The 19,567-nt window shown below is 51.4% G+C and carries 18 protein-coding genes and 1 tRNA gene; 9 read left to right on the forward strand and 10 right to left on the reverse strand.

From position 1 onward, the window contains the following. Window positions 1–9 precede the first annotated feature (9 nt). A complete protein-coding gene (locus tag ACYVKQ_RS10455) occupies window positions 10–675 on the reverse strand; it encodes an HAD family hydrolase (RefSeq protein WP_460578104.1) in 666 nt (221 codons plus the stop codon). Window positions 676–764: 89 nt separating this feature from the next. Here ACYVKQ_RS10455 and ACYVKQ_RS10460 point away from each other — a divergent pair. From ACYVKQ_RS10460 to ACYVKQ_RS10490, 7 genes are all read left to right on the forward strand, one after another. Further along, a tRNA-Ile gene (locus tag ACYVKQ_RS10460) sits at window positions 765–838 on the forward strand. Window positions 839–1,222: 384 nt separating this feature from the next. Next, complete coding sequence (locus tag ACYVKQ_RS10465) at window positions 1,223–1,540, forward strand: hypothetical protein (RefSeq protein ID WP_460578105.1); 318 nt, start codon at window positions 1,223–1,225, stop codon at window positions 1,538–1,540. A gap of 220 nt (window positions 1,541–1,760) precedes the next feature. Continuing rightward, window positions 1,761–3,350 carry a type I restriction-modification system subunit M gene (locus ACYVKQ_RS10470; RefSeq protein ID WP_460578106.1) on the forward strand — a complete coding sequence of 530 codons (1,590 nt, stop codon included), beginning with the start codon at window positions 1,761–1,763 and terminating at the stop codon, window positions 3,348–3,350. Window positions 3,351–3,354: 4 nt separating this feature from the next. Continuing rightward, on the forward strand, window positions 3,355–4,626 hold the full coding sequence (locus ACYVKQ_RS10475; protein WP_460578107.1) for a restriction endonuclease subunit S: 1,272 nt from the start codon (window positions 3,355–3,357) through the stop codon (window positions 4,624–4,626). Next, on the forward strand, window positions 4,626–5,291 hold the full coding sequence (locus ACYVKQ_RS10480) for an abortive infection family protein (protein ID WP_460578108.1): 666 nt from the start codon (window positions 4,626–4,628) through the stop codon (window positions 5,289–5,291). Before ACYVKQ_RS10475 ends, ACYVKQ_RS10480 begins: the two co-directional genes overlap by 1 nt. Beyond that, window positions 5,275–8,547: a type I restriction endonuclease subunit R gene (locus ACYVKQ_RS10485; protein ID WP_460578109.1), complete on the forward strand. Its 3,273-nt coding sequence runs from the start codon at window positions 5,275–5,277 to the stop codon at window positions 8,545–8,547. The genes ACYVKQ_RS10480 and ACYVKQ_RS10485 overlap by 17 nt, the downstream gene beginning before the upstream one ends. Before the next feature lie 72 nt (window positions 8,548–8,619). After that, a complete protein-coding gene (locus ACYVKQ_RS10490; protein WP_460578110.1) occupies window positions 8,620–9,330 on the forward strand; it encodes a hypothetical protein in 711 nt (236 codons plus the stop codon). 14 nt (window positions 9,331–9,344) lie between these two features. On the opposite strand, the gene ACYVKQ_RS10495 is transcribed toward ACYVKQ_RS10490, so the two are convergent. The 5 genes from ACYVKQ_RS10495 to ACYVKQ_RS10515 all read right to left on the reverse strand — a co-directional run bounded on the left by ACYVKQ_RS10495 (window position 9,345) and on the right by ACYVKQ_RS10515 (window position 13,928). Continuing rightward, on the reverse strand, window positions 9,345–10,394 hold the full coding sequence (locus tag ACYVKQ_RS10495) for a GATA-type transcription factor (RefSeq protein WP_460578111.1): 1,050 nt from the start codon (window positions 10,392–10,394) through the stop codon (window positions 9,345–9,347). 169 nt (window positions 10,395–10,563) lie between these two features. After that, the gene (locus ACYVKQ_RS10500; RefSeq protein ID WP_460578112.1) at window positions 10,564–11,682 is read right to left on the reverse strand and encodes an AAA family ATPase; all 1,119 of its coding nucleotides are present in this window, start codon (window positions 11,680–11,682) and stop codon (window positions 10,564–10,566) included. Further along, window positions 11,679–12,056 carry a hypothetical protein gene (locus ACYVKQ_RS10505; protein ID WP_460578113.1) on the reverse strand — a complete coding sequence of 126 codons (378 nt, stop codon included), beginning with the start codon at window positions 12,054–12,056 and terminating at the stop codon, window positions 11,679–11,681. Before ACYVKQ_RS10505 ends, ACYVKQ_RS10500 begins: the two co-directional genes overlap by 4 nt. A 26-nt stretch (window positions 12,057–12,082) precedes the next feature. Further along, window positions 12,083–12,382 carry a helix-turn-helix domain-containing protein gene (locus ACYVKQ_RS10510; RefSeq protein ID WP_460578114.1) on the reverse strand — a complete coding sequence of 100 codons (300 nt, stop codon included), beginning with the start codon at window positions 12,380–12,382 and terminating at the stop codon, window positions 12,083–12,085. 316 nt (window positions 12,383–12,698) lie between these two features. Next, on the reverse strand, window positions 12,699–13,928 hold the full coding sequence (locus ACYVKQ_RS10515) for a site-specific integrase (protein ID WP_460578115.1): 1,230 nt from the start codon (window positions 13,926–13,928) through the stop codon (window positions 12,699–12,701). Between the two features lie 557 nt (window positions 13,929–14,485). Between ACYVKQ_RS10515 and ACYVKQ_RS10520 the strand changes: the two genes are divergently transcribed. Continuing rightward, complete coding sequence (locus ACYVKQ_RS10520; RefSeq protein WP_460675466.1) at window positions 14,486–14,719, forward strand: helix-turn-helix domain-containing protein; 234 nt, start codon at window positions 14,486–14,488, stop codon at window positions 14,717–14,719. A gap of 385 nt (window positions 14,720–15,104) precedes the next feature. Here ACYVKQ_RS10520 and ACYVKQ_RS10525 read toward each other — a convergent pair whose 3' ends face one another. Next, window positions 15,105–16,100, reverse strand: coding sequence for a hypothetical protein (locus tag ACYVKQ_RS10525; RefSeq protein WP_460578116.1), 996 nt, complete (start codon window positions 16,098–16,100; stop codon window positions 15,105–15,107). A gap of 32 nt (window positions 16,101–16,132) precedes the next feature. Further along, window positions 16,133–16,615: a hypothetical protein gene (locus ACYVKQ_RS10530; protein WP_460578117.1), complete on the reverse strand. Its 483-nt coding sequence runs from the start codon at window positions 16,613–16,615 to the stop codon at window positions 16,133–16,135. A gap of 138 nt (window positions 16,616–16,753) precedes the next feature. Here ACYVKQ_RS10530 and ACYVKQ_RS10535 point away from each other — a divergent pair, with 138 nt between their 5' ends. Continuing rightward, window positions 16,754–16,969 carry a helix-turn-helix transcriptional regulator gene (locus tag ACYVKQ_RS10535; protein WP_460578118.1) on the forward strand — a complete coding sequence of 72 codons (216 nt, stop codon included), beginning with the start codon at window positions 16,754–16,756 and terminating at the stop codon, window positions 16,967–16,969. 112 nt (window positions 16,970–17,081) lie between these two features. Here the strand turns inward: ACYVKQ_RS10535 and ACYVKQ_RS10540 are convergent, their stop codons facing one another. After that, window positions 17,082–18,122 carry a hypothetical protein gene (locus ACYVKQ_RS10540; protein WP_460578119.1) on the reverse strand — a complete coding sequence of 347 codons (1,041 nt, stop codon included), beginning with the start codon at window positions 18,120–18,122 and terminating at the stop codon, window positions 17,082–17,084. 126 nt (window positions 18,123–18,248) lie between these two features. Then, entirely contained in the window at window positions 18,249–19,496 is a 1,248-nt protein-coding gene (locus ACYVKQ_RS10545; RefSeq protein WP_460578120.1) for a tyrosine-type recombinase/integrase, read from the reverse strand. Between the last annotated feature and the right edge of the window lie 71 nt (window positions 19,497–19,567).

The raw sequence follows: 19,567 nt of genomic DNA on the forward strand, positions 1-19,567 counted from the left end.
GGGGCGTCGTCAGACGGCGGAGGAGGGAAAGGCACGGAGGGCAGCCGGGAGGGCTTCGGTGAGGGTCAGGGGCGGCGCCAGAAACAGGGTTGGAATACCCAGCGCCTCGGCCGTCCGGATGTGTTGAATACTGTCCTCCACGAAAAGGGTTTCTTCCGCCCGCCAGTTCATCTCGCGCAGCACGTGCTCGAAGATTTCCCGGCCGGGCTTGCGCAGGCCCACTTCCTGCGAGTAGAACACCCGGTCGAGCACATCGGCAATGCCCTGCTGCAGGCCGTAGTCGCGCCGCAGCCGCTCGTTGATGACGGCAATGTGGATGCTGTTGGTGTTGGAAAGCAGCGCCGTCTGGTAGCCCTGCTCGCGCAAGCTGCGAATGTACTCCAGGCGTTCCAGCGGCACATCGAGCAGCATGGCGTTCCAGGCCGCGTCCAGTTCGGCGTCGGTGGCGTGGTGCAGGTCGTAGTGCTGGCGCAGGCCGTAGCGGAAGTCGTCGGGTGCAATCCGGCCGGTTTCCAGGTCGTCGAACAACGCCGATTGCGCCGCTTGGGTAAACTCAATGGTCGAGCCCACCCGGCTCAGGGCGCGCATGGCCTCCAGCGTGCGGTTGTAGTCGATGTTGATGATAACGCCGCCGAAGTCGAACAGCAGGTGGGGCAGGCGGGAAGCAGGAGTCATACAGCAGGAAGATTTGGTATTGCCGCCGCGAAATTGGTAGATTGCGCCGCCGAAACCAACCTACGGGCTGCCGCGGGGCCGTTTTAGCCGGGCCTATAGCTCAATCGGTTAGAGCAGCTGACTCATAATCAGCAGGTCGCTGGTTCGATTCCAGCTGGGCCCACTTTATCCCCTTGTAAACTGCTGGTTGTCAGCTATTTGCAAGGGGATTATTTTTTGGCGGGACAAATTGCGGGACAAAATTTATTACTTCCTCTCATTTTCAGCTCTAGTGGGGTTGGGCAAGCCTTGGGAAAAGAACTGGTACTTGCTTATGACAGCATAAGAGACTTCCTTCTAAAAACTGTTCTTAACTGGTGCTTAACTATTGATGGGGTTTCTATAGCTTGTGCGGTAAATCGAAAGCTCAAAAGCTATGAGCTGAGCCAAGAAAAGAGATAGTTAGAGCCGTCCTAAAAATAACCTTGACATGAGTGACATACCCCTTCAGGATTTCAGCTTCTTGGAGGTACAGAGATGCCACCTCATAAAGTACAAAGTCTGACCAATGCTGCACGTTTTCAATAACTCGCTTCCCGGAGGTGGCAACAATGACCAGGCTTACCTGAAGCATCTGGCTCAGCACCCTGCTCATTACGTCCTGAATGCGCATCGCCATCCTAAGATCGGGTATCTGGTGCTGCACCGCGCTACTTGTCACGCTATCAGCCGCATTGCGGGTAGGGGCAAAGCAGGAGGGTTTACAGAACGAACTTTCCTGAAGGTTGTCTCTGAACAGGAGGCGGAAATCAAAAACTGGCTGAAAAGTCAAGGGTTGCCCGGAGAATTCAGCGCCGTTTGTAACATCTGCTCTAAGCAGAGTTAGCAGCCTGCCACGGTTTCGTGGTAAGCCAAGCTGCACTAACCTCCCTATAGACCGTTTGGCAGGTACTGTTCCCGCTTCAGCTGTGCGGAGGACATATAGTCATCCGTCTGGCAGATGCACCGACCTCAAAGTTTAAAGCCTGAGCCAAAGTGGCTCAGCTAATCAATCATTTCGAGTAGCGGACTAAAAGTCTTGCCTACTGTAGTTTACTAGCTACCCCGTGGCCAAACAGAAGAAAGAAGTCGCCCAAGAACCGCTCGAAAAGCAGCTCTGGAAAGCAGCTGATAAGCTCCGTAAGAACATTGATGCCGCCGAGTACAAGCACATTGTGCTGGGCCTCATCTTCCTCAAATACATATCAGACTCCTTCGAGGAGCACTACGCCAAGCTGCTGGCCGGCGAAGGCGAATACGCCGGAGCCGACCCCGAGGACAAAGACGAATACAAGGCCGAAAACGTGTTTTTCGTGCCGGAGTACGCCCGCTGGCAGTTCCTGCAGAACAACGGCAAGAGCAGCCAGATACTGGTGAAAGACCCCGAGGGCAAGGACATCACCGTGGCCATCGGCGGGGCCGTGGACAACGCCATGGACTGGATTGAGAAAGACAACCCCCCGCTGAAGGGCGTGCTGCCCAAGGTGTTTGCCCGCCAGAACCTGGACCCCGCCAGCCTGGGCGAGCTGATTGACCTGGTGGGCAACATCGCGCTGGGCAGCGTAAAGGCCCGCAGCGCCGACGTGCTGGGCCGCGTGTTCGAGTACTTCCTGGGCGAGTTTGCGCTGGCCGAGGGCAAGAAGGGCGGGCAGTTCTACACCCCGCGCAGCGTGGTGGAGCTGCTGGTGGAAATGCTGGAGCCCTACAAAGGCCGCGTGTACGACCCCTGCTGCGGCTCGGGCGGCATGTTTGTGCATTCCGAGAAGTTCGTGACCGAGCACCAGGGCCGCGTCAACGACATTTCCATCTACGGGCAGGAAAGCAACCAAACCACCTGGCGGCTGGCCAAGATGAACCTGGCCATCCGGGGCATCGACAGCTCGCAGGTGAAGTGGAACAGCGAGGGCTCGTTTCTCAACGACGCGCACCGCGACCTGAAGGCCGACTACATCATCGCCAACCCACCCTTCAACGTGAGCGACTGGGGCGGCGAGCTGCTGCGCACCGACGGCCGCTGGAAATACGGAGTGCCGCCCGCCGGCAACGCCAACTTCGGCTGGATGCAGCACTTCATTCACCACCTGGCGCCCACGGGGCAGGCGGGCGTGGTGCTGGCCAAGGGCGCGCTCACCTCCAAAAGCTCGGGCGAGGGCGACATCCGCCGGGCGCTGGTGGAGGCCGGGCTCATCGACTGCATTGTGAACCTGCCGGCCAAGCTGTTTCTGAACACCCAGATTCCGGCCGGCCTCTGGTTTATGAACCGCAACCGGCAGGGCGGGGGCAAGTTCCGCGACCGGCGCGGCGAAATCCTGTTCATCGACGCCCGCAACTTGGGCTTCCTGGTGAACCGCCGTACCCGCGAGCTAAGCGACGACGACATCAAGCGCATTGCCGACACCTACCACCAGTGGCGCACCGAGGGCGGCAGCTACGCCGACGTGCCCGGCTTCTGCATGGCCGCCCCTCTGGCGCGGGTGCAGGAGCTGGACTACGTGCTGACCCCTGGCCGCTACGTGGGCCTGCCCGACGACGAGGACGAGTTCGACTTCACCGAGCGGTTCACCACGCTAAGAGCAGAGCTGGAAGCGCAGCTCCGCGAGGAAAGCGCGCTGAACGAGCGGATTGCGGAGAATTTGGCGAAGATTTTAACGGCGTAAGAATATGAACGGGCAGACGGAAATAATATGGGGGGAAGTAGCTGACTTAGTTGAAAACAGCGTGCTCGACTGGAAGGAAGTCAAAGTTGAAGACATTAAGGCTGATTTTGCTCACGCACTTTCTACCGGACCTTTTGGCTCAGCCATAAGCTCCAAATATTTCTTGGAAAGTGGGTTTCCTGTCATCCGAGGCGCTAACCTTAGCCAAAATGTTTCTGAGCGTTTCAGCGACGATGACTTGGTATTTATCTCGCCCGAAAAGGCTCAAGAGTTCCGCCGCTCTATTGTTAGAAAAGGGGACTTAATTTTCACTTGCTGGGGTACTATAAATCAGGTTGGGCTGATTGATGGCAAGAGCAAGTACGAGGAGTATGTCATTTCTAACAAGCAAATGAAGTTGACTCCTGACCCAGAAAAGGCAGACCCATACTTTCTCTATTATCTGTTTTCGAGTCCTGATTACCAGTCTCGAATCTTGAATAACGACATTGGTAGTTCGGTGCCAGGTTTCAACTTAGGACAGTTGAAAAATATGGAGCTGCTGTTGCCCTCTATATCCGAACAACGTGTCATTGCCAGCGTCCTCAGCAGCTTGGATGACAAAATAGACCTGCTGCACCGGCAAAATGCCACCTTGGAAGCCTTGGCGGAAACGCTGTTTCGGCAGTGGTTTGTGGAGGAGGCTAAGGAGGAATGGGAAGTAAAAACGGTTGGAGAGGTTCTACAAACTGTTTTGGGTGGAACTCCAGCAACAGGTAAGCCAGAATACTGGAACGGAACAATTCCTTGGATAAACTCTGGTGAGGTAAATAATTTCAGGATTTTATCTGGCTCTAAGTTTATAACAGAATTAGGTATGAAGAAGTCAAATACTAAGCTTCTGCCAAAAGGGACCACTGTTGTCGCTATCACAGGCGCGACACTTGGACAGATAAGTTTGCTTGAAATAGAAACTTGTGCCAATCAGTCGGTTGTAGGAATTATTCCTAATACGATTCTTCCAAAAGAATTTGTCTTCCTTTGGATTAAGCATAAGCTTAAAGAAATTATCTTAAGTGAAACAGGAGGGGCCCAGCCACATATTAATAAAAACGACATTAACGAGTGTCAAATAGTTATACCTGCTGCTGAATTCTTAACTGAGAAAATGACTGTGATTCGACCCGCGTTTGAGAAAATTACTTCGAACGTATTTCTAATTCAAACCCTTTCTGCCCTCCGCGACACGCTTCTCCCCAAGCTAATGAGCGGCGAAGTGCGAGTAAAACTTAAGTAATGGAAAAGCTTAGGTTAGTAATTGAGCAATACGGGCGTTGGGCCGCTTATTTAGATTATGTACGAAGAATCGAGGCACACGTAGAATCTGACTTTGGCCATTGTTTAGAAAATGCAAAAGCTCTTCTTGAAGCAATAGGAAAGGAAATTTGCGAGCAAAAAGGCAGGTCCCTTTCCGAAACTTCTACAATAAATGGTGTTCTTAAAAATGCTTTCTCAGTTCTGGGATACAGCAATGTCAGCTTAGTTAATCAGATTTCTTCTGCGCTGGCAACCATTGGTCAACAAATTGGTGAACTCAGGAATGACATTGGGCCAACTGCGCACGGCAAACCAATCGCAGAGATGGAGGCTCGTAATGGGAAAGTTGACTTGTTGACAAGGGAATTCTTAGTTGATACTACAGTTAGTATCTCATGCTTTCTAATCAGGGCTTTTGAAGCAGAATCTCCTCGTTTGCTCGCTCCTTCTCTGTTAGAAGAGCTTGACTACCAAGACGCAGAGGATTTTAACGAGTACTGGGACGAAGTTTTCGGCGAATTTGAAATGGGTACTTACTCCTATTCTGCGAGCGAAATTCTTTATCAAGTTGACAAACAGGCTTACGTGACTGAATACGAAGCATTCAAGGCTGAACCTCTAGCAGACAATGAGCAAACTGACTGAAAGTGCAATTGAAGAATTTGCCATTGAGCTACTTGAGCAGCTTGAGTATCAATATTGTTACGGCCCAGACCTCGCGCCGGACGGACCCAGCCCTGAGCGAGCCAGCTTCGCCGACGTGCTGCTGCTGGAGCGGCTACGCGGGGCCATTGCCCTGCTCAACCCCACCGTGCCCGCTGAGGCCCGCGAAGATGCCCTGCGGCAGGTGCAGCGCATTGCCTCGCCCGAGCTGCTGGCCAACAACGAAGTCTTCCACCGCCTGCTGACCGAGGGCGTGCCGGTGCAGTACCAAAAGGATGGGCAGGACCGGGGCGATGTGGTGTGGCTGGCCGATTTTCAGCGCCCCGACCGCAACGAGTTCTTAGCCGTGAACCAGTTTACGGTGATAGAAAACGGCTACAACAAGCGGCCCGACCTGGTGCTGTTCGTGAACGGCCTGCCGCTGGTGGTGCTGGAGCTGAAAAACGCCGCCGATGAGCAAGCCACGCTCAAGTCGGCCTACAAGCAGCTCGAAACCTATAAGGCCCTCATTCCGGGCTTGTTCACCTACAACGGCCTGCTGGTCATATCCGACGGCCTGGAGGCCCGGGCCGGCTCGCTGTCGGCGGGCCTGAGCCGCTTCATGGCCTGGAAGTCGGCCGATGGAGTAGCCGACGCCTCGCCGCTGGTGGGGCAGCTCGAAACCCTGATTTGGGGCATGCTGGCCCCGGCCACGCTGCTGGATTTGCTGCGGCACTTCGTGGTGTTTGAGAAGTCGAAAAAGGAAGACCCCCAAACGGGCGTCATCACCATTGCGACGGTGAAGAAGGTGGCGGCCTACCACCAGTACTACGCCGTGAATGCGGCGGTGTATTCGACCCTGCGGGCCGCCGGCCACGTGCCGGACGATAACGTGGCAGTGGCAGCCCCGTCGGCCGGCCGGGGCTACGGGCGCAGCACCGTGCGGCCCACGCTGGCCGAAGAAGCCCCCGAGCAGTACGGGCTGCCCGGCGTGGCCGCGCAGGAGTTCGGCGACCGCAAGGGCGGGGTGGTGTGGCACACGCAGGGCAGCGGCAAGAGCCTGACGATGGTGTTCTACACCGGCAAAATCGTACAGTTGCTGGATAATCCCACAGTGGTGGTCATCACCGACCGCAACGACCTCGACGACCAGCTGTTCGACACCTTCGCCGCCTCGGTGCAGCTCTTGCGGCAGGAGCCATACCAGGTGAAAGACCGGGACGATTTGAAGGATAAGCTGCGCGTGGCCTCGGGTGGGGTAGTATTTAGTACCATCCAGAAGTTTCAGCCCGAGGAAGGTAACGTGTACGAGGAGCTGTCGGCCCGCAGCAACATCATCGTCATTGCCGACGAGGCCCACCGCACGCAGTACGGCTTCCGAGCCCGGGAAGTAGACGTGAAAGCGGAAGGCGAGGTGATAGGCAAGCGCACTGTGTACGGCCTGGCCAAGTACCTGCGCGACGCGCTGCCCCGGGCCACCTACCTTGGCTTCACCGGCACCCCCATCGAGCATACCGACGCCAACACGCCGGGCGTGTTCGGCAACTACATCGACATCTACGACATCGCCCAGGCCGTGGAAGATGGCGCCACGGTGCGTATCTACTACGAAAGCCGGTTGGCCAAAGTCAGCCTCAGCGAGGAAGGCAAGCGCCTGGTAGAAGAGCTGGACGACGACCTGGACCGGGAAGACCTCAGCAACACCCAGAAAGCCAAAGCCAAATGGACGCAGCTCGAAGCCCTGGTGGGCAGCGAGGCGCGCCTGGCTACCGTGGCCGCCGACCTGGTAGCGCACTTCGGGCAGCGCCAGGAAGTGTTTGAGGGCAAGGGCATGATAGTGGCCATGTCGCGCCGCATCGCAGCCGAGCTGTACGCGGCCATCGTGGCCCTGCGCCCCGACTGGCATTCCGACGACCGCACCCGGGGCAGGATAAAGGTGGTGATGACCTCGGCCTCCACAGAGGGCGGGCTTATTGCCAAGCACCACTCCACTAAGGAGCAGCGCCGCGCTCTGGCCGAGCGCATGAAAGACCCCGCCGATGAGTTACAACTGGTCATCGTGCGCGACATGTGGCTCACCGGCTTCGACGCGCCCAGCCTGCACACGCTCTACATCGACAAGCCCATGCAGGGCCACAACCTGATGCAGGCCATTGCCCGCGTCAATCGCGTGTACAAGGACAAGCCGGGCGGCTTGGTGGTGGATTATCTGGGTATTGCTTCCGACCTCAAGAAAGCCCTGTCTTTTTACTCGGATGCCGGCGGCAAGGGCGACCCCGCCGTGGCCCAGAAGAAAGCCGTGGCGCTGATGACCGAAAAGCTGGAAGTGGTGCAGGATATGTACCACGGCTTCGCCTACGGCAGCTACTACGACGCTGGCACCGCGCAGAAGCTGTCGATGATACTGGCGGCCGAAGAGCACATCCTGGGCCTGCCCGACGGTAAGAAACGCTATGTGAACGAAGTGACGGCCCTATCGCAGGCGTTTGCCATTGCCATCCCGCACGAGGCCGCCCTGGCGGTGAAGGATGAGGTGTCGTTTTTTCAAGCCGTGAAAGCCCGCCTAGCCAAGTTCGACAGCACGGGCTCGGGGCGCACCGACGAGGAAATCGAAACCACCATCCGACAGGTGATTGACAAGGCCCTGGTGTCGGAACAGGTGATTGACGTGTTTGACGCGGCCGGCATCAAGAAGCCCGACATCTCCATACTCTCCGAGGAATTCCTGCTGGAGCTGAAAGGCATGCAGCACAAAAACGTGGCCCTGGAAGTGCTAAAAAAGTTGCTGAACGACGAACTGAAAGCGCGGGCCCGGCAAAACCTGGTAAAAAGCAAGAGCCTGATGGAAATGCTGGAAAGCGCCATCAAGCGCTACCACGCCAAAATCCTGACCGCCGCCGAGGTGATGGACGAGCTAATCAAGCTCAGCAAGGAAATCACACACATGGACAGCGAGGCCAAGGCCATGGGTCTAACTGAGTTCGAGTACGCTTTCTACACGGCGGTGGCGAACAACAACAGCGCCCAGGAGCTGATGGCGAAAGACAAGCTGCGCGAATTAGCCGTGGTGCTCACCAACCGGGTGCGAAGTAACGCGTCCATCGACTGGACCATCAAGGAAAGCGTGAAAGCCAAGCTGAAGGTGATTGTAAAGCGCACCTTGCGCCAGTTCGGCTACCCGCCCGATATGGAGCTGCTGGCTACCGAAACGGTGTTGAAGCAGGCAGAGCTGCTGGCGAATGAGCTGACGAAAAAGTGAGCTTATGATAGATTGATCATTGTAGCTTAGAAATCTCCACAGGCATAAACTCTTGCTAGTTGCTGGTAAGCAATGAAATTAGATACTGATAATTCAAAGGGCCATTCTACTTCAACAAGTAACGCTCTTGCACTAATAACCATCGTCGCGGGAGCTGGGCTTTCCATTATCCTCGTGCTGCTTGTTTTAGTTGTATTTCATAATTGGCAAATCGCAGAAAAAACCGGGACACTCGGCGATACTATCGGCGGCATTGCGGGCCCTATTTTAAACTTTGCAGGTTTAATAATTGTGTATTTTTCTCTTCGTGAGCAGTTTAATGCAAATCAAAGCCAAATAGCACAGTTTAATGAATCAAAAGCGCAAGACAGGAAGAGTCAGCTTTTTGACACTTGTTTAGTGCTTGTAAAGCAGCTTCTTGAGGCGGTTCCTCAGTTGCGCAAAGCCCACATTGAAGTAGATGCTGATCTAAGTGGAGGAGTGACAGTTGAAGGTGTCGAACATGATATAAATTCGCTTAGTAGACAAATGATGTTCTTAATGAGCCAATTTGATTTCATTAATACTCTGAGCAATAGGGCGGATTTTGATGAGGAGCACCGACTAGCAATAATTGCTCTGCTGGGTCCTAATTATTTACCGACTCTTTCTACTGCCCATGGGAAGCTTGGCTATATTATGAATAGGACCGGCCTTGGCAAACCACATCAACAGGCCATATTGGAAGAGGCGAAAGAACAGATTGAACAACTGACAGCGAATTTTAAACATTATCGATCCTAGCAGAGCTGCACTACCTAATAGATTTTGATAGTGTTACCAATTCGGCCTTGTTCGGCAGTCGCAAACCGGTTCTTTTGAATTTCAGCGACGCCTTCGCGGCACCGAATGATAATATCTACCTCATGGCCCCAACTGCCATCACCACGGTATTCTTTCCCATCCTTGTGCGCGTGACTGATGAAAATGTGACTTATAAGCTCATTGAAAGCAGGTAACTGACAGTCGGCAGCTGTCGCCTTTACATAAAAAGGATGTAGCCCTAGCATTGTGATTGAATCGTATACCACTGTGTAATAATTCAACCCGGCCCGAGATATAACAGGAACGACTGGTGGTGTGTGACCGGTCAGATTCTTGACACTTAAAACTGGGTTTCCAGCGTTTTGACCGGATGATTGACCGGTCGCATCGGAGTAAAGAAGTTGCTGCCATTCCGCCGCGGAATTAGGCATCCGGTTCGCGAAGACGAACTGCTCGCCCCGCGTGATAGTTCGATCCTGTTTTTGTCGGAGTGTATGGCTATTGAGGCTTTCTTCGCCCGAGATATACAAGACCTTGAAACGTCGGGCTAAGGCATTGGCCAGCAACATGCTAAACGTTGACTTGCCACTTCCTGGTAAGCCCCAGATCAGCGCTTGAAAGGGGTACGTCAATTCACCTAAGAAAGCTTGCAGCTCCGGCGGGAGGATCGGGCGGTATTGCCATGGACGCAGAGCAGCGAGACCGTGGGTGCCCGGTGCTGCCGTGATCAGTGGAATACCAGCCAAAGCAGGAGATGTGCCATTAATCTTATGGCTTGAGAGCGAAGGTAATAGCTGGCGTTCGGCCAACTTGCCAGCAAGGTCAATCAGAGCCTTGCCAGCGTAGTTCCCCAGGCTGGTGCTGGAAGATGTCCGCTTTTGGCCGGACTTTTCTGAATTGCGTGACCGGTCAACGGGCAACCTTGATTGCCCAGTTTCACCGTGTCTTTTAAAGTATTTCCGACATGCATCGGAACAGAACCGTCGATTGATATTGCCTGTGAAAGCGGTTCCACAGGATTGGCAAGGTTTGGTGAAGGCCATGAGAAGTTAAACACAATGAAGAGCGGAAAAATCATATCACTTCACCTCACTACATATAAGCAGCAAGTGTAGTAGTGAGCTTTCCTAAAATGCAATGAATGGCGGCGGAAGGCGATTACATCACCTTACTGCGCATGCTCTATAGGCTCGCCCGGAGTGGAGTGATGCACTAGGTGGTGCAATGTGACAACTGCAAATCAGTTTGCACGCCTAGATCAGGCTGAGTGAATGATAGCAAATCTGGATGCAACGAGTAGTTACCCTCTGCATGGTCTTTAACAATGAACTGCGCGTCGATCATCTTTTTGCGCAGTTTGCCCGCTTGTGTTTCTTGCACGGCGGCATACTGCTTGATGCGCGCCATCAGGTCTTTGTTGCGCAGGTTTGTTGTACCCTGTGGGAAGCATTGCAAGGCCAACTCACGCTCTTTCGCATACCGTTCAGTGACGACTTGTTCAGCAGCAGCACTGTCGGTAACAAAGAAATTGCGATCTGTACTCCACCGGAAGTACACGGTATCAAAGTCAGGGCCATTGCGCATAATGCGGCTGGTTATGGTGTGCACTTGGTTACTTTTGTCTTTCGCTACGGCAACCACACCACCACCCTTGCGTTCGGCTTCGCTGCCCAAATGCCCACGCATCTTGCCGTCACCACCGGGGTTTTCATGCACCAGCAGCAGGATGGTGGTTTGCAACTTCGAGGCATACATCATGAACAGGTCAACGATACGGCCACTGTCTGTAGCGCTGTTCACGTCATCTATCAGGTCGGCTAACCCATCGATGATCCAGAGGTGTGCGTTGGGAAAGCGGTCGAATAGCTGCTTGACTTTGCTGAGCTTGGTTGGCTTGGGGTCTTCGCGCAAATTGAAGACATGCAGGTTACGCGGCTGCGTCTCCACGCCCAGCACCTTGCAGATGTTGCGCACCTGCTTGTGCGTATTGGTTTTGGGCTGTTCCGTATCCACCAGAATTATTTCTCGACCACCGGCAAAAGTGGTGTTGATGGATAGCGTATCGACGCCAGTTTTCTCGCGTAGCAGAGCACTGGCAGCAATCATGGTGCAGACTGCAGTCTTGCCTGCCTTGGGCTTGCCGGCAATGAAGGAAATGTCGCCTTTCACAGCTACGACTTCTCCGCCGATACGCACGATGGGTTCTAGGTCGGGTATGTTCGAATCCAGGCGAATTTCGTCGTCCGCAACATCGAATAATAAGGGAGGAGCATCCGGGCCCGAGCTGACGGCTTCACAGCTCTGTAGAAAGGCCGTATCGTGATAGCTCATAGTTTGCGGAGGCTTTGTATCTCTGCCAGCAGATTATCCACAATGTGCTCGAAGCTGTCCCCAATTTTTCCTGTGAAAGGCTGATTTAGACTCCTCGATTGAAGCGAGTGGGAAAGCATTTCGTTTTGGATGCGCAAAACCTTATTCTGGCTTCGAAGAAGCGCATCCTTGTCAGTAATCATTACTGCTTGTTGCAGTAGCCGATGATACCCTTGATAGAGGCGTATCATTTCGTGATGAGTTTGTACCTGCCGGGAAGTAGCTGGAAGTTGACGACTGAGTATGCTGTGCAGTGAGCGGTCCAGAAGCAATCGAAAATCAGCCAAATTCAGCCGGTGCTGCTCTTCGTCCAAAAGACATGTAGTAGTGGTCATGACGAAGGAGTAAGAAGTAGATAGCCCTATGAACGACGCTGATACTTGGTATGGCGACGACCTGCTTCCAGCACTTGGTTCTTCTCAAAGTAGATGCGACGACCAAGCCGGATGAAGGGAATCACACCCGATTTCATCCACTCGGTAAGCGTGGTTTTGGAGATGCCCAGCTCCTCGCACACCTGTTGCTTAGAACGCAAAGGCTTGTCAGCTGTCGTGCCATCTGCAACAGCATCGTCCTTAACCTGAGCCATCGCGTGACGCACCGTTCGGACAATGGTTTCCTTGAGCTCATCAAGGAACTGGTCGGGAATTTCAATCTTCATGTTCTTGTAATTTATTGATGTGTAAGATTAAGTTATAATCAACAATTTGGGAAATGTAAAGACCAGTTAGGACAAGCTGGTGAGATGAATAATCTATCATTAAAAGACGTGAGGGGGCTATTTAATAGTCCCCTACAAAATTGCGTGTTTCACTGGAAACGCAACTTGCTCGATATTTTGAATGTGATTTTTCTAATTTTTTAGAAAAAATTAGAAAAGCAAAAAAAGTGGTGCTCAAGCGAATGAACACCACGCAGTTTTTAATGTAAGAGCATCTGAACCCTACCAGGAGTGATAGCAAGAAAGTAGGGAATAGTTACCTCGATTGACGTTCAAAGTAGGCCGCAGCCTCTGCCATCACAACCTTGCTGGTAATCTTGATATATGGCTGCAACGTGCGGAAGTTCTTGTGTCCAGTAATCTGCATGACGACTTCAGGGCGCATGCCTCCTTCCAACGCAAGCGTAACAAAGGTGCGCCGCGCTGTGTGAGTGCAGACCAACTCCCACTTCGCTTGGGTCGTCTTTTCCCGGTCTTTGCCACGCAGCTTGGAGGTGGTTACCAGCGTGTCTAGTTTGGCGAGCTTAGCAATATGCTTGAGGTCGGCGTTTGTTTTTTGATTGGTCTTTACCGGTAAGGCTTTAGACTGCTTGCCAGCATATTTCTTCAGGATAGCACGAGCAGTGGGAGAGAGCGGGACCTTGAGAAGGTCATCCGTTTTCTGAGTGACCAAGACCAGATGGTCTTTATGGATCTGCTCAGGACGAAGCGATACAACATCGGAGAAGCGTAAACCCGTTTCGCATTCAAACACGAATACATCGCGGGTTGGCTCCAGCCGTGGCCAATAATCCAGGTTAAGGCCAGCAATAGCAGCCTTTTCTTCGATGGTGAGATAGACAAGTTCCGGTTCGTGCTTTTCGAGCTTCTTAAAGCGCGTGTGGTGTTGGAACTCGTGCAAACCTTGGTGATGCGTCTGATTGAGAAACACCTTCAGGTTCTTGATGACATTGTTGACCGAGGTGTTGGTCAGCCCAGCTGAGTGGAGGAGGTAATTCTTGAATGCTTCCGAAAAAGCAAGGTCCAGCATACCGAAATCAAGTGCATACTTTTTCGCTTTGCCGAACGCTAGCAAATGATTGCGGAAGGTGATGTAGCTTTTGACGGTAGATGATTTGACGTCACGCTTGCTGTTTTCCAACCAAGCAGAGAGGTGGTCTTCAAATGAGAGGACTTTGGGCGTTGCTCCGGTCAGCACACGGTTAACAATTTCCCGTAGGTCGTCGACAGTTGTCCCCTTTCCTTTAGCGGTAAGTTCAAGATGCCGCTCTTCTAGCTCGGTTGTCAAGCGTCGAAGCAATTTGTTCGCATCCGAATAGCCGGTGAAGCTCTTTCGGAACTGCTGGGCTTTAGTGTCCCACTGAGCTGGTGCTACCAGGAGGGGGGTGTACAATTTCTTGCGTTTACCTGCGAGGTAGCACGCCGCATAGATAGCTGTAGTGGACGTCGTTTGGGAGTCCGTTAGGTAGTATTTGGTCCGTAACACAGAGCAGGGCTTGGGGTGCCCATCAAAGGTATGAGAGCTTGCTCATGGGACAAGTCACGGGACAAAATTTCTGTTCTGAACCTGTTCTAACTTATCTTGCCTTGTCGAAAAGCGCTATCAAATGCGCGTAAAGGCATGTTTTAAGAATGATTAAGCGAGAATGGGAAAAACAGGTGGTAGTCCAGCTGGGCCCACCCAAAACCGCTTATACTTCGTGTATGAGCGGTTTTTGTGTTTTTGAGTATGTCATGAGTATGTTAAGCAGTTGAGAGGTTGCCTTTGTGGCCTGTTTTCCTCTGAATTTTCAGATAGTGGTGCTACACTTGGTTCTCCCTTCCGCTATTTCTAGTTTTTTGACGAGCATTGTTGCAGGCACCTTGAAAGCGTGACGCGAAGGCTCATGTTACAGACAAATTACCTGTAACATAACATTTCGGCCTGAGTATAAATCAAGCAACAGGGCCACACATCCCCCTTTGCGCCCATGTTCAATGCAGCTTTCGATTGGTTTACCTCCTGAGTTCCTTCATCAGCTATCCGCAGGCTTGTTAGCCGCTATGCAGAATGAGATAAAGCGGCTTTCTGAGACTATTGTAGCTGCTAAGGATGCCGACATACTCTATACGGTCAAAGATGTTTCAGACCGTCTAAAACTGTGCGAGAAGACAATATTGGCGAGAATTGATGATGGTCGGTTGTCAGCTTCAAACTTGGGCACATACGACAAGCCCCAATATAGAATCAGTAAAGCTGACCTGACTGCTTACTACAACATGAACCGCTGTAGGTAGCCTCTTCTAATTTACTTTAAGCTTGGCCACTCTCCGCTTGAGTGCAATGAGTGCTAGGTTTGGGCAACAGTACATTAATGTTGACTAAAGGCAGCCTGTAGTACAATAGAACAGGCTTAAGGAATAGGGATAAAAACCGCCCTAATACCTCTTTAGGGAGTGCCGTGGGAATAGAAAAACTATATTATTAGCTCAAAACCCAGGATTTTGCTTTAAAAATTTCGTGCGTGTAGGGACCCGATTTCACTCGCCCTTGTTGGGTTAGAGTAACAGGATACACTAGACCCAACATGCAGGTGTATCCGCCGTGGCCCCAGGGGAGGAGGGGGAGGAGGGGTAAAGCAAAAGAAAAGCCCGGCGTATAATGCCGAGCTTCATTTAACCTCTACTTGCAAATGCTTATTGGCATGTTGCTACTATCTGTGTTGACAACTTTTCCAGTAAAGCAGCTATCTCCCATTTCTAGGTCCCAGTAGGCTGATTCAGTTCCATCAGCATCATACACGCTGAGTTCAAGAGCCCCATTTGGGTGTTGGTGCCCATCTAGTGAAAACGTTTTGCGCGGCTGCTTATCTAGGTAGTATTCGCCTTTGACTATGCCTGCATCGTTTACATGCAGTCGATAGGTGGCAGGTTCAGACCCGATAAGCCCCTTGAAGGTTGTTTGATAGCCGTCGTAGGTTACCGGAATTAGGTTATCAGGCGTTACGGTTGAAGCAGAGGCCGGTACTGTAACAGATTCCTCGTCACTCGAAGCCTGAGTAACCGGGGCAGGGCCTTCGGTCTCATCGGCCTCGTTGGTTAGCGTACGGCTGTTGCTTTGAACAGGAAAAGAACTTATTATTTCCACCGGAGGCCCCTGCTCAACGTGTTCCTCTCCATCAGCACCGTTATAAGCTGAAACGTTAGCGGCCGGTACATCAGCAGAAGCAGATTTTCTATCCATCGCTGACCAGCCTGCCACCTCCAAATGTCCACTTTCGTTGATGAGGATGGTGTTGCTCAATACCCTTGAGAAGAGAGAGGTGTTGGTTGCATCTCCTCCATCTCTTGTAAAAAGGATGTTGCGGTACTGGCTCGACGTATTGGTATAGGTACTGACAGGACCTAAGGTAAGCGTTCCTGTTTCATCAGGTTGGTCAGACCAACTTGGCGGCTCGTTTTCCGTGCGCGTGGTAACGCGCCATGCAGCATATCGGTTGTTGTTAACAGCAAGCCTGTAGAAAGTATAAGACCCTCCATCAGCGCGGTCGTACCCTACCCATGTTCCCTGTATTTTCTCTTGCACATCAGCATCCTTGCTGATATCGTGTGGGAAGAGGCGTGAGAGAACGGAGAACAGCAGGAAGAGGCCGACTATGAGTAAAACGAAGTTCTTCATGGTGAGCAGTGTTGACGGTAAGGTTGAGGATTCTACAGTGTCAAGAAGCCTTGAACCATGAGCTTTGGCGTTCCTGAGCCGTCGTTCACAAACCCCGAGTTTCTTACAACCTGGATAGAACTCTTCTGCGCACCATCGACGTAAAAAGTACCAAAGACGCTGGCTCCGCTAGGCGGCAGGTTGTTGGGTGTAGCCCCAGCGAAGAGTACTGTTATTTTCAGCTTCTCGCCTTTCTTGTTGGCTGCCGCTGTGTAGATGTATTCTGTGCTCGTCGCAGCAGTGAGACCAGAACGGTCATACTTGGTCACCAAACCCGACCCAGTATCCTCCTCTACTTTAATTGAAGCGGTAATAGCGTCAGGAGCCGTCGAAGCAGGGAGGTTCTGCACCCGAAACCGAACTTCGGCCGCGTAGGTCGTTGTAGCCGTTGGTTGTGGGTCTTGTTGCTTGTCGGTCTTTTTACAGCTAAGGAATACAGCACAAGCTATTGGCAGGGCTAGTAGTGCGTTTCTCATCAGGATTAGGATTTATGCTGAGATGAAACGCTAAACTCCGAAAATTTTCGGTGGTGCTGCAAGCAAGCGCCTAAGATTTTTGGCGGAATGCCCAATTCCGTCCGTAGGTCGTACGAGTCATCAAGTATTCACCGACTCTTGGCCGAGAACATGCGCCGAATCCGCAGGGAGAAGCGGTTAAGCCAAGAGGCGCTTGCGGACTTAGCTGGAATTGACAGGACGCATGTTGGCAACATCGAAACCTGCCGCAACAGCCCAGGGCTGGAAGTCATCAGCCGAATTGCGCAGGCATTAGAGGTACCTGTAAGTGACTTGTTCTTAACTCAGCCTGCTAATGGTGATATTGAGTTATAAGCTACAACGGTGCTCGTCATTACAACGAAACTGAGACACTTCTTACTTAGAGAAGCTTGTTAAGTCTTTAGTTCTTCTTTGTGTCAAATTTGACGCAAAATCCCTATAGCCATTAAAGACTGAGTAGTTCTGCTTTAAGCTCCTGAAGCAAAGCAATTGTCTCGTCGAGCTTTGGGTGTGTGGCCGATTGCCATTCAAGCTGAAGTCGTTCAAGGTCCTTCTTGGAGCGTAAAACGGTGCTCCTTGCTACTCCTGATTTCATGGAATCGAGCGTTTTGGCCACGCTGTATCCATGCAAGTGTAGCAGCGCAAACGTCTTTGCATCTTTCGGATTCAACGTCGCAGCAAACTCAATTGCTCCTTTGGTAGAGCGTAAGGTCTCTGGCCGTTCAATCACTTTGTACAACGGACCTGTAAGCTTTTTGAAAATCGCCGCTGTAGGATTGGCTTTGCTAAGCAACAGGTCCTTGACGTAAATGTGTTTTCCAGCGTCGGCTATGAGTTCGCGAAGTTTTTTCTTGCCGTTTACCTCTGTCTCAAACTGTGTCGAACCTTGGCAGTAGTCAGCTATGTACTCGCGCTCGTCAATGGTTAAAGAGCTTGAGTACAAATCATGGAGTTTGTTCGCTCGTTCCCTCCCTTTGTCGTAAATCTTGAAGTACCCTTTGTTTGCTTTTGACTTTCCTATATAGCCAATGCTGCTGAAGTCGGCAGAGTAAATCTTCAGTCCGTAGCTGGGGCACAAATCAAATGCTGCTAAAGCTTGATTATAGTGTGGTGCATCGTGCTGTAACCATCTAGTCAAGGTATGATGAACCTTCAATGTGTCAGCAGTATTTAATACCTCATGTGTATCGAGGTTGATTATTCCTGACGTATTCACTCTTTCAAGTGCATACTCGATGGTGTCTTTGGATAAGAGTTCAGGATACCTTAAACCAAGAATTTTTGAAGATAATTCTACTACAGCACAATCATTAGTGGTATCTAGATTAACTAGATTTAAACCTGGTACTTTATCCAGGTACTGTATAAAAACCATGTTTCCTCGTCTGTCTATGGTAGGAGCAAAGAGGCTTTCGTTATAGCCAAGTATATAACGAAGAGGGAATCTCATTTTGAGTGTGTCGCAGGTGAAAATGTAGTCTGTCATGCCCAATCATGGGCGCAGACTCATGCGAACAAAAAATCTCAACCTGAAATAAAATGAAAAAGCCTGCTGACAAGGCAGGTTTTCAATGACGAGTATAAGGCATTAAGTAAAGACCAGGATTATTAGTTATTGAGCTTGGAGCCTAGCTTCATAACGAGCGGCAAAATCGGCAGCAGCAGTAGTTGAAACGTCAGATAGGCCAATGTAGCGGCTGAAAGCGGCCATCGTTCTGTGTCCACTCCATTGCATGACTTCCTTAACAGAATAACCCAGGTCTAAGCAGAGTGAGCAGAAGCTACGGCGGCTGCTATGGGACGTTATTAGCTCCCATTTAGCAATCTTCTTGTTATGAGTTGTTTTCCTCTTCTTGAATTCGATGTGAATTTCTTTGCGCAATGCTGGAATGTGTTGGCATAGTTCTTTAATGTATTCATTGAATTTTTGATTGCTCAGCTTTGGCATTTCAAGCTGGCCGTTTTCGCTATTTGTGTACTTACTGACGATGGCACTAAATGCAGGGAAGACAGGTATTCTTACCGTCTGTTGTGTTTTCTGCATAGAAATAACTACATAATCTTTTTGAATATGATGTTTTTGCAGGCGCGTAAGGTCCGAAAAACGCAAGCCAGTAAAGATTTGAGCAATCATTAAATCTCGCACTCTTTCTAGCTTCGGACTGAAATGCAAGTTCAAAGTGCGTAGAGCTTCAATTTCCTGCTGATTGAGCACAACGGGTGGCAGGAGCATTTGAGAATAAAGGGGGGTGACTTTGCTCAAATTGACGTTAGGCGGCTGTTGGTCGAGGAGTAACTGACGCAGCAGGCGCACCCGCTTACCCAGGGTTGCGTTGTTGTAATCATACTGCTTGAGAAGCCAATGCTGCCATGCAGTTATCATGTCGTTGGTGAGCGTCGAAAGAAACCATTTCGTTTTCGTGGCTTCTTGGAAGGCTTGTATGTTGTTGCCAAGCGTGTTGAAGCCCTTCCGTGTGGCTTCAGCCCAATCGGTTTTGCTATCGATGAAATCTTTGAGCACTTCTGTTAATGGGCGCTCAGCAGCGACTGCCGCGAGTGTTTCAGAGGCAGCGTTGTAATGAGCATTCAGTTGCTCAACCGTTGGCATAACGTTGCCATTGACCCGGTAGAGGTGTTTTACAGTCTCATTCAAATTATTCAGGACTGCCGTCAAGTCATCGTTAGTCTTCTTGACATCTGCCGCACCGTTGGCCTTAACCTTTTTGGTCGCGTTGTCCCAATACTTCTGATGGACCTTAACTCCTGTAGGTACCCGCTTAACCTTAGGGTAGCTGCTGTACTCCGCGTAAATGGTATAAACACCATTCTTGAGGTTGCGGGCGGCGAGATAAGCATTCATGAGGCTGGCTGTGTGTCGGTGCTGTGACAAACATACAACCTGTTTTACATACTAGTATGTAATGAGTATGT

Source organism: Hymenobacter coalescens, assembly GCF_054783195.1.

Coding starts and splice junctions, on each gene's coding strand:
- ACYVKQ_RS10530 (WP_460578117.1), bottom strand. CDS start 16,615: ATGAGAAACGCACTACTAGCCCTGCCAATAGCTTGTGCTGTATTCCTT.
- ACYVKQ_RS10505 (WP_460578113.1), bottom strand. CDS start 12,056: ATGACCACTACTACATGTCTTTTGGACGAAGAGCAGCACCGGCTGAAT.
- ACYVKQ_RS10540 (WP_460578119.1), bottom strand. CDS start 18,122: ATGACAGACTACATTTTCACCTGCGACACACTCAAAATGAGATTCCCT.
- ACYVKQ_RS10520 (WP_460675466.1), top strand. CDS start 14,486: ATGCAGAATGAGATAAAGCGGCTTTCTGAGACTATTGTAGCTGCTAAG.
- ACYVKQ_RS10475 (WP_460578107.1), top strand. CDS start 3,355: ATGAACGGGCAGACGGAAATAATATGGGGGGAAGTAGCTGACTTAGTT.
- ACYVKQ_RS10495 (WP_460578111.1), bottom strand. CDS start 10,394: ATGGCCTTCACCAAACCTTGCCAATCCTGTGGAACCGCTTTCACAGGC.
- ACYVKQ_RS10510 (WP_460578114.1), bottom strand. CDS start 12,382: ATGAAGATTGAAATTCCCGACCAGTTCCTTGATGAGCTCAAGGAAACC.
- ACYVKQ_RS10545 (WP_460578120.1), bottom strand. CDS start 19,496: ATGAATGCTTATCTCGCCGCCCGCAACCTCAAGAATGGTGTTTATACC.
- ACYVKQ_RS10525 (WP_460578116.1), bottom strand. CDS start 16,100: ATGAAGAACTTCGTTTTACTCATAGTCGGCCTCTTCCTGCTGTTCTCC.
- ACYVKQ_RS10455 (WP_460578104.1), bottom strand. CDS start 675: ATGACTCCTGCTTCCCGCCTGCCCCACCTGCTGTTCGACTTCGGCGGC.
- ACYVKQ_RS10480 (WP_460578108.1), top strand. CDS start 4,626: ATGGAAAAGCTTAGGTTAGTAATTGAGCAATACGGGCGTTGGGCCGCT.
- ACYVKQ_RS10485 (WP_460578109.1), top strand. CDS start 5,275: ATGAGCAAACTGACTGAAAGTGCAATTGAAGAATTTGCCATTGAGCTA.
- ACYVKQ_RS10490 (WP_460578110.1), top strand. CDS start 8,620: ATGAAATTAGATACTGATAATTCAAAGGGCCATTCTACTTCAACAAGT.
- ACYVKQ_RS10500 (WP_460578112.1), bottom strand. CDS start 11,682: ATGAGCTATCACGATACGGCCTTTCTACAGAGCTGTGAAGCCGTCAGC.
- ACYVKQ_RS10465 (WP_460578105.1), top strand. CDS start 1,223: ATGCTGCACGTTTTCAATAACTCGCTTCCCGGAGGTGGCAACAATGAC.